At 71.0% G+C, this 14,585-nt stretch carries 13 protein-coding genes, 1 tRNA gene and 1 pseudogene; 8 read left to right on the forward strand and 7 right to left on the reverse strand.

The window, feature by feature from the left end:
- Positions 1-47 precede the first annotated feature (47 nt).
- On the reverse strand, positions 48-902 hold the full coding sequence (locus ACTJJZ_RS10220) for a LuxR C-terminal-related transcriptional regulator (protein WP_440721073.1): 855 nt from the start codon (positions 900-902) through the stop codon (positions 48-50).
- A gap of 116 nt (positions 903-1,018) precedes the next feature.
- On the opposite strand from ACTJJZ_RS10220, the pseudogene ACTJJZ_RS10225 reads away from it, so the two are divergent.
- Both ACTJJZ_RS10225 and ACTJJZ_RS10230 read left to right on the forward strand, forming a co-directional pair.
- A pseudogene (locus ACTJJZ_RS10225) lies at positions 1,019-1,365 on the forward strand (DUF485 domain-containing protein).
- Complete coding sequence (locus tag ACTJJZ_RS10230) at positions 1,362-2,990, forward strand: solute symporter family protein (protein WP_440721074.1); 1,629 nt, start codon at positions 1,362-1,364, stop codon at positions 2,988-2,990. The pseudogene ACTJJZ_RS10225 and the gene ACTJJZ_RS10230 overlap by 4 nt, the downstream one beginning before the upstream one ends.
- Before the next feature lie 128 nt (positions 2,991-3,118).
- Here ACTJJZ_RS10230 and ACTJJZ_RS10235 read toward each other — a convergent pair whose 3' ends face one another.
- Positions 3,119-3,658, reverse strand: a complete 540-nt coding sequence (locus ACTJJZ_RS10235; protein WP_440721075.1) for a methylated-DNA--[protein]-cysteine S-methyltransferase — start codon at positions 3,656-3,658, stop codon at positions 3,119-3,121.
- Positions 3,659-3,818: 160 nt separating this feature from the next.
- On the opposite strand from ACTJJZ_RS10235, the gene ACTJJZ_RS10240 reads away from it, so the two are divergent.
- Positions 3,819-7,517, forward strand: coding sequence for an AAA family ATPase (locus ACTJJZ_RS10240; RefSeq protein WP_440721076.1), 3,699 nt, complete (start codon positions 3,819-3,821; stop codon positions 7,515-7,517).
- The gene (locus ACTJJZ_RS10245; protein WP_440721077.1) at positions 7,510-7,719 is read left to right on the forward strand and encodes a hypothetical protein; all 210 of its coding nucleotides are present in this window, start codon (positions 7,510-7,512) and stop codon (positions 7,717-7,719) included. Before ACTJJZ_RS10240 ends, ACTJJZ_RS10245 begins: the two co-directional genes overlap by 8 nt.
- Positions 7,720-7,798: 79 nt before the next feature.
- Here ACTJJZ_RS10245 and mscL read toward each other — a convergent pair whose 3' ends face one another.
- The 3 genes from mscL to ACTJJZ_RS10260 are packed head-to-tail and all read right to left on the reverse strand — an operon-like array spanning position 7,799 to position 9,126.
- On the reverse strand, positions 7,799-8,212 hold the full coding sequence (gene mscL, locus ACTJJZ_RS10250; protein WP_440721078.1) for a large conductance mechanosensitive channel protein MscL: 414 nt from the start codon (positions 8,210-8,212) through the stop codon (positions 7,799-7,801).
- Between the two features lie 28 nt (positions 8,213-8,240).
- Positions 8,241-8,516 (reverse strand): FmdB family zinc ribbon protein, encoded by a 276-nt coding sequence (locus ACTJJZ_RS10255; protein WP_440721079.1) that lies wholly within the window; start codon positions 8,514-8,516, stop codon positions 8,241-8,243.
- Positions 8,517-8,535: 19 nt separating this feature from the next.
- Positions 8,536-9,126: a 5-formyltetrahydrofolate cyclo-ligase gene (locus tag ACTJJZ_RS10260; RefSeq protein WP_440721080.1), complete on the reverse strand. Its 591-nt coding sequence runs from the start codon at positions 9,124-9,126 to the stop codon at positions 8,536-8,538.
- Between the two features lie 96 nt (positions 9,127-9,222).
- Here ACTJJZ_RS10260 and galU point away from each other — a divergent pair, with 96 nt between their 5' ends.
- Both galU and ACTJJZ_RS10270 read left to right on the forward strand, forming a co-directional pair.
- Positions 9,223-10,110, forward strand: coding sequence for a UTP--glucose-1-phosphate uridylyltransferase GalU (gene galU, locus ACTJJZ_RS10265; RefSeq protein ID WP_440721081.1), 888 nt, complete (start codon positions 9,223-9,225; stop codon positions 10,108-10,110).
- Between the two features lie 32 nt (positions 10,111-10,142).
- Positions 10,143-10,766 (forward strand): GNAT family N-acetyltransferase, encoded by a 624-nt coding sequence (locus tag ACTJJZ_RS10270; RefSeq protein WP_440721090.1) that lies wholly within the window; start codon positions 10,143-10,145, stop codon positions 10,764-10,766.
- 3 nt (positions 10,767-10,769) lie between these two features.
- Here ACTJJZ_RS10270 and ACTJJZ_RS10275 read toward each other — a convergent pair whose 3' ends face one another.
- Positions 10,770-12,146 carry an MFS transporter gene (locus ACTJJZ_RS10275; protein ID WP_440721082.1) on the reverse strand — a complete coding sequence of 459 codons (1,377 nt, stop codon included), beginning with the start codon at positions 12,144-12,146 and terminating at the stop codon, positions 10,770-10,772.
- Positions 12,147-12,232: 86 nt separating this feature from the next.
- Between ACTJJZ_RS10275 and ACTJJZ_RS10280 the strand changes: the two genes are divergently transcribed.
- Both ACTJJZ_RS10280 and ACTJJZ_RS10285 read left to right on the forward strand, forming a co-directional pair.
- Positions 12,233-13,111, forward strand: a complete 879-nt coding sequence (locus tag ACTJJZ_RS10280; RefSeq protein WP_440721083.1) for a hypothetical protein — start codon at positions 12,233-12,235, stop codon at positions 13,109-13,111.
- A gap of 86 nt (positions 13,112-13,197) precedes the next feature.
- A tRNA-Ala gene (locus ACTJJZ_RS10285) sits at positions 13,198-13,270 on the forward strand.
- 55 nt (positions 13,271-13,325) lie between these two features.
- Here ACTJJZ_RS10285 and ACTJJZ_RS10290 read toward each other — a convergent pair.
- A complete protein-coding gene (locus tag ACTJJZ_RS10290) occupies positions 13,326-14,513 on the reverse strand; it encodes an IS481 family transposase (RefSeq protein ID WP_440719109.1) in 1,188 nt (395 codons plus the stop codon).
- Positions 14,514-14,585: the final 72 nt, after the last annotated feature.

Consider the following 14,585-nt stretch of genomic DNA (forward strand, 5'->3'; position numbering starts at 1 on the left):
GCTGTGCAGTGCTGTGCAGGGCAGTGCAGTGCAGTGCAGTGCAAGGATCAGGGGATCAGGCCCTCCCGCCGCGCACGGGCGACGGCGGCGTGGCGGGTCGGCGCATCCAGCGTGGCCATCGCCGTGCCCAGGTAGGCCTTCACCGTGGATTCGCGCAGCCCCAGCTCGGCGGCGACCTGCGCGTTGGTCTGGCCGAGGGCCGCGCAGCTCAGCACGTCCAGCTCACGCCGGGAGAGATGCACTTCGGAAGAGCGCGGAAGGGGGGCGGGCGCGGAGATCGCCAGCAGGCGACGCTCGAGATCGCCGATGCGTTCGCGCACCGTCTGGTCCGGCACGAGAGCGGCGATCGAGCGCAGCTCGGCGAAGCCCTCCCGCAGCTCCTCGCGGTGCGCAGGACTCAGCGCCGGCGAGGGAGCGCGCGTGCTCATGGAGCGCAGCCGGCGTTCCACCTCCTCGCGGATGCGCAGCTCGCCGGCGAGTGCGTCCGCGATCTGCATCGCGGGGGCGGTGGTGACCCCGCCGGCCGCCGGCTCTTCCCAGGCCCCTGCGTACAGCACGCCGCGGGGCCGCCCCGAAACGATCACCGGGATCGCGAGCAGGGTGCGCAGCCCTTCGCCCAGCACGAACCCGTCGTAGTCGTGCGTGATCTGCTGGGAGGCGCCGTAGTCGTGAGTCATCCGGGGCCGCAGCTCGATCATGGCCCGCCCGCCGAGACCACGCTGCGGCTGGACGCGCAGCCCTTCGAGGCTTCGGGTGCGGGAGCCGACGATCGAGGTGACCGGGACCTCACCGCTGTCGAGGAGGCCACCGAAGGCGACGGGGAATCGCGTGCGCCGGATCAGCTCGCGCACGGCCTGCGCGACCAGATCCGCATCGGATCCGAGCGTCTCGAACGAGTTCACCGACTACCAACTTCCGGGGGTGTCCGCCCTGTCTCGTCGTTTCGTAGCGTCGACGTTATCACTCCGGCGCGCATCGGAGCTCGCCGGAGGTCACCGATATGAGGCAAGGAGGCCCCATGTCCGAAACCACTGATGAGCGCACGTCCGGCGCCATCGACTATCTCCGGGTGCAGGAATCGGAACCGTTCCGCAGGCTGCGTGGTGAGCATCGATCCTTCGTGTTCCCCCTCGCCGTGCTGTTCCTGATCTGTATTTCGTGTATGTCCTGCTGGCGGCATTCGCGCCGCAGTTCATGGCGCAGCGGGTCTGGGGCGACATCACCGTCGGTCTGCTGTTCGGCCTCGGCCAGTTCGTGACCACTTTCGCGATCACGATGGGCTATGTCGCATTCGCGAACCGGAAGCTGGATCCGCAGACCGCGAGCATTCGCGAGACACTGGAGAAGACGGAGGCCGGCGCATGATCGTGCATTTCGCGGCGGGTTCCACGCTCGAGCAGAGCAATCCGGTGCTGAACATCTCCGTCTTCCTCGGGTTCGTCGCGGTGACGCTGTTCATCGTGATCAGGGCGAGCCGGAACAACAAGACGGCGGCGGACTACTACGCGGCAGGTCGCAGCTTCACGGGTCCGCAGAACGGCTTCGCGATCGCGGGCGACTACCTGTCGGCGGCTTCCTTCCTCGGCATCTGCGGCGCCATCGCCGTCAACGGGTACGACGGCTTCCTCTACTCGATCGGGTTCCTGGTCGCCTGGCTCGTGGCATTGCTGCTGGTGGCCGAGCTGATGCGCAACACGGGGAAGTTCACGATGGCCGACGTGCTCTCGTTCCGGCTGAAGCAGCGGCCGGTGCGGATGGCGGCGGCGCTCACGACCCTCGCGGTGTGCTTCTTCTACCTGCTCGCGCAGATGGCGGGCGCCGGCGGCCTGGTCTCGCTGCTGCTCGGCATCAGCGACAGGCTCGGGCAATCGCTCATCATCGCGGTGGTCGGCGTGCTGATGATCGTGTACGTGCTGATCGGCGGCATGAAGGGCACGACCTGGGTGCAGATCGTCAAGGCGGGTCTGCTGATCGCCGGCGCGGTCGCGATGACGCTCTGGGTGCTCGCGCTGAACGGCTTCGACCTGAACGCCGTCCTGGAGAGCGCGGTGGCGGCGTCGGTCTCGGATCCGAAGGACGCGATCCTCGGTCCGGGACTGAAGTACGGCGCCAATCCCTGGGACTTCATCTCGCTCGCCCTCGCGCTGGTGCTGGGCACGGCCGGGCTCCCGCACGTGCTGATGCGCTTCTACACGGTGCCGACGGCGAAGGAGGCTCGTCGCTCCGTGGTGTGGGCGATCTGGCTGATCGGCATCTTCTACCTGCTCACGCTGGTGCTCGGCTACGGCGCGGGGGCCCTGGTCGGACCGCAGGCGATCACGGCGGCTCCGGGCGGTGTGAACTCCGCGGCGCCGCTGCTCGCGCTCCACCTCGGCGGTCCGGTGCTGATGGGCTTCATCTCGGCGGTGGCGTTCGCGACCATCCTCGCGGTGGTGGCGGGGCTCACGATCACGGCGGCCGCATCGTTCGCGCACGACATCTACGCGAACGTCGTCAAGCGCGGCAGGAACGGCGACGGTCAGGCGGATCCGAACGGCGAGGTGCGGGTGGCGCGCCGCACCGTGATCGTGATCGGCGTGCTCGCGATCCTCGGCGGCATCGGAGCGCAGGGGCAGAACATCGCCTTCCTCGTGGCTCTGGCGTTCGCGGTCGCGGCATCGGCGAACCTGCCGACGATCCTGTACTCGCTGTTCTGGAGACGCTTCACGACCCAGGGCGCCGTGTGGAGCATGTACGGGGGGCTGGCGGCGGCGATCATCCTGATCGTGCTGTCGCCGGTGTTCTCCGGCAAGCCCACGTCGTTCCTGCCGGATGCGGACTTCGCGGTCTGGCCGCTGGACAACCCCGGGATCCTGTCGATCCCGCTCGGGTTCTTCCTGGGCTGGCTGGGATCCGTGCTGGACCGGGGTACCGAGGATCGGCGACTCGCCGCCGAGATGGAGGTGCGTTCGCTCACCGGCTACGGCGCGGAGAAGGCGGTCGAGCACTGATCCGCCTGCACTGACGTCCGCCCGCTGTGGAGAACGGGTGCGCTCACCGCGCACCCGGCACGCTCCTCCGCGCAGAGGCGCGTCCGCCCCGGCGGCCTACACGCCGGGGCGGACGGGTCCTCCCGCGGTCAGGCCGAGGCGGGGCGCCGGGTCGCGGAATCCGCCTCCAGATCCAGCAGATACCGCTTGCGCTCCGGATGCGCGCCGTAGTGCCCGGCCGAGCCGTCCGCGCGCACCACCCGGTGCACCGGCACGATGATCGAGAACGGGGTGTTGCGGCAGGCGGTGCCCACGGCGCGGGCGGCGCCGGGGCTGCCCGCGTGCGCGGCCACCTCGCCGTAGCTGGCGCTCTCGCCCCACGGGATCTCGCAGACCGCCTGCAGCGCCGCGCGGGTGAAGCCCTCGACCAACCGCCAGTCGAGCCGCACCTCGTGGTCGAACCGCACCGGCTCGCCCGCGAAGTACGCCTGCAGCAGGGCGTCCAGTCCGGCTGCGGCACCCGGGTCCGGCTCTGGCAGCGCGCGCAGTCGTCGCGCCGTGGCCTCGAGCGCCCAGGGCGCGTCGCGGTGCATGCCCTCGGGCAGGTCGAAGGCGAGCACCCCGTCATCGGAGAACACGACGAGGGCGTCGCCGAAGGGCGTGTCGGCGAAGTCGTAGCGGAACGTCATGCACCCATCCTGAGCCACGACGAGCGGGCACGGGGAGCCCCCGCCCATTCCGGGGGATCGAGGTGGAAAAGGCCCGCTGTGGAGGGAGAACCGGAGGGAAATGCCCGAAACCCGGCGGATCTGACGGCTCCGCCCAGGCGACGCGCCTAGTCTTTGTCCTGTGTGGCGACGTGACGGCAAGACGGCGGAGGACAAGTCCGTGACGCCCGGCGACGTCAGCGTGGCCGAGCCCGGCGTCGAGGTCCAGCACGCGGCGACGACGGAGCGCGCTCGGCTCAGGACCGAATCCGCCGAGCTCGGCGGACCGTCACCGCTCGTCGCGTACCGGGACGTCTCCGATGCCGGGATCGACATCTCCCGCGCCCACCCTGGCAGCCTGCCGCAGTTCATCACCGGCCGGTCGACGCTGCTGTCCAACCTGTTCCGCGACGAGGTGGGACTGCGCACGGCCAGGCTCGCCGCCGACCGGATCACCGCCAAGCACACCGAGCTGCGCACCGTGCGCGGACTCGACGCCGTGCACCTCGCGGTGGGGCTGGCGACCTGGAAGATCGGGGGCGTCGACTACGCCGCCCCGATGCTGCTGCGCCCGCTCGCGATCCGCCGGCACTACGCCGACTACGAGCTGAAGCTGCACGGCCAGTTCTTCGTCAACCCGGAGCTGGTGCGCATCGCGCGCGATCACTTCGGGATCACCATCGACGACGCCCGTCTCGCGGCCCTCGCCTACCAGAACGGCGTCTTCGCGCCGCAGGCGGCGATCGACATGCTGCGCGCGGCGACGGCCACGATCGACACCTTCTCGGTGCAGCCGCGCATGGTGGTCTCCACGTTCGCCGATGTCGGCACGGCGATGGCCCGTGACGCGCACGACCTCGACCACCCCGTCCTCAACGCGCTCGCCGGACACGTCGCCGACCGGGAGCGGGTGAGCTCGCCCGGCCCCATGCCGTCGGCGGCCGGGCCCGACGAGCGCGCACCGGCCTCGGACAACCTCCTCCTCGACGCCGACGCCGAGCAGGAGCAGGTGCTGGCGCGGATCGCGGCCGGGCACTCCCTCACGATCTCCACGCTCCCGGGGACCGGCGGCACGCAGACCGTGATCAACGCGGTCGGCGAGCTCGTCCGCGCCGGCAAGCGCGTGCTGGTCGTCTCGCCGCGGCGCTCCACGCTCGACGGCGTGCGGCACCGGCTGAGCGGGATCGGCCTGGACGGCTTCGCGGTGTCGCCCGCCTCCGTGCGGAGGGATCTCGTGCGCGCGATCGGCCGCAACGAGAAGGCCACGGCCCCCAAGCTCGCCGAGATCGACGACGCGCTGCTGCGGCTGCGCACCGTGCTGCTCGACTACCGGCGGGCCCTCACCGAGAAGGATCCGGCGCTCGGCGCGAGCGTGCTGGACGCGACCAGGATGCTCACCCGGCTCGCGCTGCTGCCGACCCCGCCGTCGACCTCCGCGCGGCTCGGCCGCCACGCGCTGCAGCGTCTCGCGGACGATCGCGCGCACGCCGCCGAAGCACTCCGCCAGGCCGCGCGGCTCGGCGAGTTCCGGTTCGGTCCCGACGACTCGCCCTGGTACGGCGTCGTCTTCGCCTCCACCGAGGACGCGCGCCGCACGCATGCGCTCGCCGAGCGGCTGCACGCCCGCAGCGTGCCGGAGCTGCTCGAGCACGGCTACGAGCTCGTCGCACAGACCCGGATGCGCCCGTTCTCCACGGTCTCCGAGCTGGGGGAGTACCTGCGCCTGCTGCAGGGGATCCGCGATTCGCTCGACCGGTTCGCCCCCGCTGTCTTCGAGCGACCCCTGGGCGAGCTGATCAAGGCGCACGGCCCCCGGCGCGATACGGTCGCGATGACCGGCGCGAACCGCCGCCGGCTGCGCAGACTCGCCAGGGAGTACGTCCGTCCCGGCGCCCACGTGGGCGACATGCACGAGGCGCTGAGCCGGATCCAGGCGCAGCGCACGCAGTGGCAGCGCTACGTCGACGCCGGGGTCGCCCCCGAGGTCCCGCTCGGGCTCGCGGACGTGTCCGTCGCCTGGCAGCGGGTCGACGCGGAGCTCGCCGAGCTCGACATCGCGCTGGGCCGCCGCGAGCCGCTCGCCTCGCTGCCGGTCGCGCGGCTGGTCCGCACGCTCGCGGGTCTCGCGGCCAAGTCGGACGTGTTCGAGAATCTCGTCGAGCGCGCGAAGATCCGCGACGAGCTCGCCGGGCTCGGGCTGGAGCCGCTGCTGATCGATCTGTCCACCCGGCACCTCGCCGAGGACCGCGTCGCCGCCGAGCTCGAGTTCGCGTGGTGGCAGTCGCTGCTCGAGCAGGCGCTGCAGAACAACCGCTCGCTGCTCGGCGCGAACACCGCCGTGGTGGACCGCCTCGAGCGCGACTTCCGTCTCGTCGACGAGGCGCACGCCGCAGCCTCCGGGCCGCTGCTGGCCTGGCAGCTGAGCGGTCAGTGGCGGATCGCGATCGTGGACGAGGCCACCGAGGCGCAGAACCTGCGGCACGCCCTGACCCGGAACCGGACGACGGTCGCCGAGTTGATGACCGCGGCGCCCACGCTCATGGGTGTGCTCGCGCCGGTCTGGATCGCGTCGCCCTATCAGGTCCCGGACATCCCCGACACGGCCGCCTTCGACACGGTGATCCTCGTGGACGCCGCGGCGATCAACCTCGCCGAGGCCGCCCCCGCGATCCGTCGCGCGCGGCAGGTCGTCGCCTTCGGCGACCCCGTGGCGCAGAAGCCCACGCCGTTCGACGTGGCGACCGTCCCGGCGGAGGACCGCGACGAGGAGGCCGAGTTCGACGAGGTGTCCGTGTTCGAGCGGCTCTCCGAGCTGCTCCCGGTCGTCACGCTGACCCGCAGCTACCGCGCGGGCGGCGAGGATCTCGCCGAGCTGATCAACGACGCGTTCTACGGCGGCGAGATCGTGTCGCTGCCCTGGGCCGGCTCCTACCTCGGCCGGGGCTCCCTCGCCGTGGATTACGTCGAGGGCGGCGTGGGGATCCCGCATCCGGTCACCGGCGCGATGGAGAGCCCCGACGCCGAGGTGGCGCGCGTGGTCACGCTCGTCGTCGAGCACGCCGTGCACCGGCCGGCCGAGTCGCTCATGGTCGTCACCGCGAGCCGCAAGCACGCCGAGCGCGTGTTCGCCGCGGTGTCCGCCGCCTTCGCCGGCCGCTCCGACGTCGCCGACTTCGTCGGACGCGACACGCAGGAGCCGTTCGTGGTGCTGACCCTCGAGGAGGCGGCCGCGGAGAGCCGGGACCGCGTGATCCTGTCGCTCGGCTACGGCGTCACCAAGCACGGCCGCGTGCTCAGCGACTTCGGCGACCTGTCCACGCCGGACGGCGACCGCCTGCTCACGATCGGCATGACCAGGGCGCGGCGATCGATGGTCATCGTCTCGTCGATCCGACCCTCCTCGTTCGACGAGGGGCGACTCGAGCACGGGGCCGCGACGCTCATGTCGATCCTCGGCGACCTCGCCGGGCACTCCCGTGAGGAGCGCGCGGAGGACCAGGCGGATCCGCTCACACTCGCCCTCGCCCGTGAGCTGCGTCGCATCGGAGCCTCCGTCGACGTCGACTACCGGGGCCTGCTGCCGCTGGTCGCGCAGCACCGCGGCAAGGCCGTCGTGATCGAGCCGGATCCGGAATCCCGCCCCGAGTCGCTGCGGGAGACGCTGCGGCTGCGGCCGCAGGTGCTGCGCCGCCTGGGCTGGCACTACATCCGGGTGCACGCCTTCGACCTGTACAGCGACCCCGCCGGCGTCGCCCTGCGCATCGGTGAGGTGCTCGGGATCACCGGCGATGCGCCGCGCGTGGACGGCGACACCCAGCCCATCGACGGGACCGATGCCTGAGGCGCCTGCCGAAGGCGGCGGGGCGCGGCAGCGGGTCGTGCGGGTGCGCGGTTCGCGACGCGCGAAGCTGACCCCCGCGCCCGGCACCACGCCCGAGCCCGCAGAGCCGAGCGCGCTCGAGCCGGACGCACCGGAGGCGGTTCGGGACGGACCGGGTCCGAACGACGACCGCCTGCGCCGCGACGTGCCGCCGCACTACTGAGCGCCTCGTCTCGAGCCAGGCCGACGGACAGGCGAAGCCCCGGTCGCCGAGAGGCGCCGGGGCTTCGGATCCGCGCGGATCAGACCGTCTTCTGCTGCTCCAGCAGGTCGCGGATCTGGATCAGCAGCTCCTGCTCGGTGGGCAGCGGCTCGGGCTTCTCCTCGTTCACGCCGGCCTTCGCGGCCTGACGCTCCTTGAAGTGGTTCATCGGCATCACGAACGCGAAGTACACGACGACGGCGACGGCGAGGAAGTTGATGATCGCGCCGATGATCGAGCCGTAAGCGAACGTGGTGTGGCTGCCCTGGAGGTTCGTCACGTCCCACACCAGGCCATTGAGGTCCTTCGCGCTGAAGAAAAACGCGATGAGCGGGTTGATGAGACCCTTGACGACCGTGTCGACGATCGCGGAGAACGCCGCGCCGATGACGACCGCGACGGCCAGGTCGATGACGTTTCCGCGGAGGATGAACTCCTTGAAACCCTTGATCATGTCTGTTTTCTCCCCCTGGAGACGGGCCTCAGGATCCTGAGGCGGCAGCGGTGGCGGGCGCGGGTTTTGCGCTCGCGGTCGATTCCGTCTTCGATGATGCCGGAGCCGAGGCGGAAGCCGCGGATCCCGCGCGGGAGTCGGTGCGATAGAAGCCCGAGCCGTTGAAGGTCACGCCGATCGATCCGTACTCCTTGCGGAGCTTCCCGCCGCACTCCGGGCACTCGGTGAGGGCGGAGTCGGAGAACGCCTGCACGGCGTCGAAACGGTGCCCGCATTCGGTGCAGGCGTAGGAGTAGGTGGGCATGGAACCTCGCAATATCGGATCAGGACAAGGGGAAGACGACGGTGCGCCGGGGTGTGACGGCACCTGTCACGGGCTGGTCGTGCACGTCGCGCGGCACCTCGTCGAGGATCTCGGAGTCGAACACCACGGCGTACACGGGGGGACACTTCTGCATCGACCCGAGGGTCCGGTCGAAGTAGCCGCGGCCCCACCCCATGCGCATGCCGCTGCGGTCCACGGCCGCGGCGGGGATGAGCAGCAGATCGACCTCGTCCAGCGCCAGCGGGTTGAGGAGCTCCCCTGCCGGCTCGGGAAGGCCGTGCAGCCCGGTGCCGATCTCGTCGTCGGTCCCGGCCACCGCCCAGTCCAGCAGCCCGTCCTCCCGCGTGATCGGCAGCAGGACCCTGATCCCGCGGGCGACCGCCGCGCGGATGAAGCTCCGGGTGCCCGGCTCGGTCGTGGTGGACAGGAAGCAGGAGACGGAGCGGGCGCCGGTCGCGGCGACGAGCTCGTCGAGCCGTGCGGTCAGCGCGTCCTCGGCGGCCGCGCGCTGCGCGTCGGAGAGCAGAGCGCGCCGCTCGCGGAGGTCGGCCCGCAGCGCGCGCTTCGCGTGGTCGATCTCGCCCGGCATGCCCCCGATTCTACCGGCGCACGGCTGGGCGCCCGACGTGCGGCGCAACGCCGCTCGAGGGGCGCCCAGGCGCAGCCTCGTGACTAAGCTGAGCGCATGTCGAAGCCACGCATCAAGGCGGTCATCCCCGCGGCCGGACTCGGCACGCGCTTCCTGCCGGCCACCAAAGCGATGCCCAAGGAGATGCTCCCCGTCGTCGACAAGCCGGCGATCCAGTACGTGGTCGAGGAAGCGGTCGCCGCGGGGATCGAGGACATCCTCGTGATCATCGGGCGGAACAAGAACGCGATCTCGAATCATTTCGACTCGGTGCCGGAGCTCGAGGTGAAGCTCATGGAGAAGGGCGATCACGGCCGGCTGGCGCGGGTCGTCGCCTCGAGCGACATGGCCGACATCCACTATCTGCGACAGGGCGAGCCGAAAGGTCTCGGCCACGCGGTGCTGCGGGCGCGCACGCACGTCGGGGACAGCTCGTTCGCGGTGCTGCTCGGCGACGACCTGATGGACGCGCGGGATCCGCTGCTGACCAGGATGATCGAGGAGCACGAGCGCACCGGTGCCGCGGTGATCGCGCTGATGGAGGTGGATCCGGATCAGATCCACCTGTACGGCACGGCCGCGGTCGACGGACCGGTCGACGGCGACGCCGTCCGGGTCACCGGACTCGTCGAGAAGCCGGCGAAGGAGGACGCGCCGTCGAACCTCGCCGTGATCGGGCGGTACGTGCTGCCGGCGACCGTGTTCGACGTGCTCGAGCGCACGCCGGCGGGCAAGGGCGGGGAGATCCAGCTGACCGACGCGCTGCAGGAGCTGGCCGCCGACCCGGACGGCCCCGGCGTGCACGGCGTGGTCTTCCGCGGACGGCGATACGACACCGGGGACCGGCTGGAGTACATCAAGGCGATCGTGCAGCTCGCGGTCGATCGCGACGACCTCGGTCCTGACCTGCGCGAATGGCTCAAGGAGTTCGCGGACCGTCTGTGAGCCCGCGGAGCATCATGGACGCCTCGTTGACGATGCGGCACGGGCCGGTCGAGCTCCGGCTCATCCGGCCGAAGGACGCGCGCGCGCTGCAGCACGAACTCCTCACCAACCGGCGCTGGCTGCAGCCCTGGGAGGCGACCCTGCCCGGCGCGCAGACCGGCATCGACATGCGGGTGAGCATCCGCCGGCTGCTGCAGCAGCACCGCGACGGCACCGGCTACCCGTTCGTGATGGAGTACGGGGGAGAGGTCGCCGGGCAGCTGAACATCTGGGGCGTCATGCGCGGATCGCTGTGCTCGGCGACCATCGGCTACTGGGTGAGCGAGCGGTTCGCCGGGCACGGGATCACTCCTGCGGCGGTCGCAATGGCGACGGACCTGGCGTTCACCGAGCTCGGCCTGCACCGCATCGAGATCTGCCTGCGACCGGAGAACCGGCCCAGCCTGCGCGTCGTGCAGAAGCTCGGGTTCCGGTATGAAGGCGTGCGCCGCCGCTTCATCCACATCGACGGCGACTGGCGCGACCACCTCGCGTTCTCGCTCGTGCGGGAGGACGTGCCGGACGGCGTGCTCGCGCGCTGGTCCCAGGGGCGCGTCCCGGCGGACTGGGCGGACGTGCCGCCGACCGACCTGCCGTCGGCGGGCCTGCCCGGCTGAGCGTCAGCGCTCGGCGGCCTCGGGCGCGCGCTCAGGAACGGGCCGGCGGATCCCGAGCCAGGACACGATCCCGCCGACCGCCATGAGCGCGGCGGTGACCCGGGCGGCGTCGTGGAAGCCGGCCAGATCGAGCCTGCCGCCGACGATCGTGGACAGCATGGCCACGACGAGGAGCCCGGCGACGCGGGACACCGCGTTGTTCACGGCCGAGGCGATGCCGGAACGGCTCTCGTCGATGGAGCCGAGGATGGCCGAGGTGAGCGGGGCGACCGTGAGCGCGAGGCCCAGCCCGAACACGATCATCGCGGGCAGCACCTGCCACCAGTAGTCGAAGCTCTCCGACACGGTGAGCAGCAGGAGCGCTCCCGCGGCCATGATCAGCGGCCCCGCCGTCATGAACAGGCGCGGACCGTACCGGCCGGACCAGCGTCCGGCGCGCGAGCTGAGCAGGATCATCAGGATCGTGATCGGCAGGCTCGCGAGTCCCGCCTGGGTCGCCTTGAGCCCCGCGCCCTGCTGCAGATACACGCCGATCACGAACCCGTTCAGGGAGAGCGCGGCGTAGACGAAGAGGGTGGACAGGTTGCCCCACGCGAAGTTGCGCACCCCGAACAGGGACAGCGGCAGGAGCGGCTGCGGGCGGCGCTGGCGCAGCAGGAACACGACCACGAGCGCGGCGCCGCCGACCCCGGTGCCGATGATCGCGGGGGAGGCCCAGCCCAGGTGCGGCTGCTCGATCAGGGCGTAGACCACGCCGCCGAGTCCGAGAGCGCAGAGCGCCCCGCTGAGCCAGTCCACCCTGGTGCCCCGGGCCGGCTCCGGCAGGTGCAGGCGGGAGAGCAGGATCAGGTTCACGGCGATCGGCAGGACGTTGATGAGGAACACGAAACGCCAGGACAGCAGGTCGACGAACAGCCCGCCGAGCAGCGGCCCGACCAGCTGCGCCGCCGTCGTGAACGCGGTCCACACGCCGATCGCCCGCGACTGCACCTCGCCGCGCATGACCGCGGTGATCAGCGCGAGCGAACTCGGCACCAGCAGCGCCCCGGCCGCGCCCTGCGCGGCGCGCGCGATGACGAGCACGAGCGGGGTGAACGACGCGGCCACCGCGACCGACGCGATGCCGAACGCGATCAGTCCGATCCGCATGACCGTGACCCGCCCGTAGGCGTCGGAGACGGATCCGGCGAGCAGGATCAGCGCGCTGAGCGTGATCAGATACGCGTCGACCGCCCACTGCTGGGTGGTGATGCCGCCGCCGAGCTCACGGCTGATCGCGGGCAGGGCGACGGTGACGACCGTGCCGTCGAGAAACGTCACGAACGAGGCGAGTACCGCGACCGCGATGACGAGCCGTTGCAACGGGGTGAACGAGGCCACGTGGCGACACTACTCGGGTCCGCGGACACCGGGGCCGTGCGCGTGTCTGCGGTCCGTCGTACCCTGTGTCGCATACCGTGGGGGGCATGAACGGGCCGGTGCTGAGCGGGGGCGTGATCGTCCTGGTCGCGGCGTTGCTGTGGCTGCTGTACTTCCTGCCGTCCTGGCGGGGACAGCACCAGTACGACGCCGCCGAACGCAACGCACTGCGGTTGAACCGCGCCCTGCGCGTGCTCGCCGAGACCAGCGAGGCGCCTCGCGAGGTGCAGCTCGAGCTGACCGCCCGCACCGCCCTCGCACAGCAGAGGCTGGCGAGGAAGCTGCAGGCCGAGCGCGAGCAGGCCGATCTGCAGCGGCTGCGCGAGCAGCTCGCCGTGGCGCGCGCGGATCCGGCCCTGCGCCGCGCCCGCGCCCGTCGTCGCACCCGGCTCGTGGCGAGCACGCTGCTGGTGCTCTCGCTCGCCGCGCTCGGCGTCGGCGTCTGGCAGCAGCTGACCTCGGGCGAGCCGCTGCTACTCTGGGCGGGTGGCACCGCACTCGTGCTCGCGGTCATCACGCTGCAGCGGATGGCCGTCGTCGCCGCCCGCGCCGCGCGCCGCTCGACGCCTGTCGCCGCCGCTCCCGCCGTCGTGACGGCCCCGGCTGAGACGGCGGAGCTGCACGACCAGGGCCCCCGCACCTGGTCGCCGCGCACGCTGCCCGAGCCCCTCGTCTCCGTCGCAGGATCCCGCGCCCACGCGGCACGCGCCACGATCGACGCGCAGACCCTCGCCCGCGAGGCGGCACGCGCGGCCGAGCTGCAGCGCAAGGCCGAGCAGCTGGCCCCGGCGGCGCCCGTGGAGCTCCACGTCCCCGCAGAGACGCCCGCCGCCCAGGAGTCGCCGTACGCGCGGATGGGCTACGTCGACGACGCCGAGATCGAGGCGCACGTGCGGCAGCTGCTCGCCCAGCGCGCCGCCGGCTGAGCCGGACCCGACACGCCCGGCTGCCCGCACCGCGGCCTCCGATGAGCGGTCGGCCTGTGCCGTCGTGTTAGGCTGTTCGAGTTCACGGGCCCATGGCGCAGTTGGTAGCGCGCTTCGTTCGCAATGAAGAGGTCGGGGGTTCGAATCCCCCTGGGTCCACCGATGTGATGAGTCGGGACATAGTTGACATCTGAGTCGCGACATAGGTGACAAGTTACGAGAGAGAGTCCGGCCATCGGCCGGGCTCTCTCTCGTTGTTGCGCCAGTAGCTTTTGCTTGGGTCGATGGTGTTGGTCGCGATGATCTCTCCGGTGTTGAGGGAGATCACGGTGGTGCTGTGTTCGTCGGCGAGGATGATGACGCGTTTGCCTCGGTGGGTGGTGCCGATGCCGAGGTGGTGCATGCGCCCGGCGCGGCGGAAGCTGATCTTCCCGTCGGCGGCGACGTGGTCGTAGCGGAGGCGGTAGTGCGTCCGGTCCGTGTCTGGGGTCCCGGTGGGGGCGGCTTTTGGGGAGGCGGCGTAGGTGTCGGCCGGGGTTCTTCCGTCGAGCGCGCGGTGCGGTCGGCGCGTGTTGTAGTGTTCGCGGAACTCGTCGAGTTGGGTCTGCAGCTCGGCCGCGGTGCGGGCGCGGGGACGGGCGGCGAGCCAGCGTTTCAGGGTTTGATGGAAGCGTTCGATCTTGCCCTGGGTCTGGGGGTGGTTCGGGGAACCGTTCTTCTGGACGATGCTGAGCGCGGCGAGCGTGTATTCGAAGGCGTTTCTGCCTCCTCCGTGTCGGGCGGTGTAGACGCGTCCGTTGTCGGTGAGCGTGGACGCGGGCGGCCCGTGGGTGTCGATGCAGGTGAGGAACGTGGTGACGACGTCGTCGCCGGTGACGGGGTGGTGGACGGTGCAGGACAGCAGTTTTCGGGAGTGGTCGTCGAGCCAGTTCAGGATCTCGACGTCGGTGTCGTCCGCGAGGGGCCAGTGGGTGAAGTCGGACTGCCAGGTCTCGTTCGGTCGGGCGGCTTCGAAACGGAGGTAGGAGGAACGGGGGCGTTTGCGCGGCTCGGGGGTGACCAGCCCAGCGGTGTGCAGGATCCGGCGGATCGTGGACGTCGACGGGGCTCGTAGGCCTTCTTCTCGCAGATGCCAGGCGATCGTGACCGGGCCGGCATCGAGCCCGTTCGAGGTCAGCTGTTGGCGCAGTTCGATGACACGGTCGCGGACGCGGGTGGTCGTCGTCTGGGGCGAAGTCAGCGGAGCGCGCGAGTGTGGCTCGAGGCCATCCAATCCCTCTTTACGGTAGCGGGCGAGCAGCACGTGGAGATACTGGCGGGAGAGCCCGTACTCGCACGCAGCGGCGGTCACTGTGAGCTGTCCGGCGATGATCTTCAACACGACGACGCGATGCTTCGACATGCCTGAGTCTGTCGCCTATGACGCGACTCACGTGTCGCCGATCACCTGTCGCCTATGTCGTGAACCCAGACA

Source organism: Microbacterium sp. 22242 (assembly GCF_052045495.1).
Lineage (GTDB): Bacteria > Actinomycetota > Actinomycetes > Actinomycetales > Microbacteriaceae > Microbacterium.

Coding starts and splice junctions, on each gene's coding strand:
- ACTJJZ_RS10230 (WP_440721074.1), top strand. CDS start 1,362: ATGATCGTGCATTTCGCGGCGGGTTCCACGCTCGAGCAGAGCAATCCG.
- ACTJJZ_RS10235 (WP_440721075.1), bottom strand. CDS start 3,658: ATGACGTTCCGCTACGACTTCGCCGACACGCCCTTCGGCGACGCCCTC.
- ACTJJZ_RS10245 (WP_440721077.1), top strand. CDS start 7,510: ATGCCTGAGGCGCCTGCCGAAGGCGGCGGGGCGCGGCAGCGGGTCGTG.
- mscL (WP_440721078.1), bottom strand. CDS start 8,212: ATGATCAAGGGTTTCAAGGAGTTCATCCTCCGCGGAAACGTCATCGAC.
- ACTJJZ_RS10255 (WP_440721079.1), bottom strand. CDS start 8,516: ATGCCCACCTACTCCTACGCCTGCACCGAATGCGGGCACCGTTTCGAC.
- ACTJJZ_RS10260 (WP_440721080.1), bottom strand. CDS start 9,126: ATGCCGGGCGAGATCGACCACGCGAAGCGCGCGCTGCGGGCCGACCTC.
- galU (WP_440721081.1), top strand. CDS start 9,223: ATGTCGAAGCCACGCATCAAGGCGGTCATCCCCGCGGCCGGACTCGGC.
- ACTJJZ_RS10270 (WP_440721090.1), top strand. CDS start 10,143: ATGCGGCACGGGCCGGTCGAGCTCCGGCTCATCCGGCCGAAGGACGCG.
- ACTJJZ_RS10280 (WP_440721083.1), top strand. CDS start 12,233: ATGAACGGGCCGGTGCTGAGCGGGGGCGTGATCGTCCTGGTCGCGGCG.
- ACTJJZ_RS10290 (WP_440719109.1), bottom strand. CDS start 14,513: ATGTCGAAGCATCGCGTCGTCGTGTTGAAGATCATCGCCGGACAGCTC.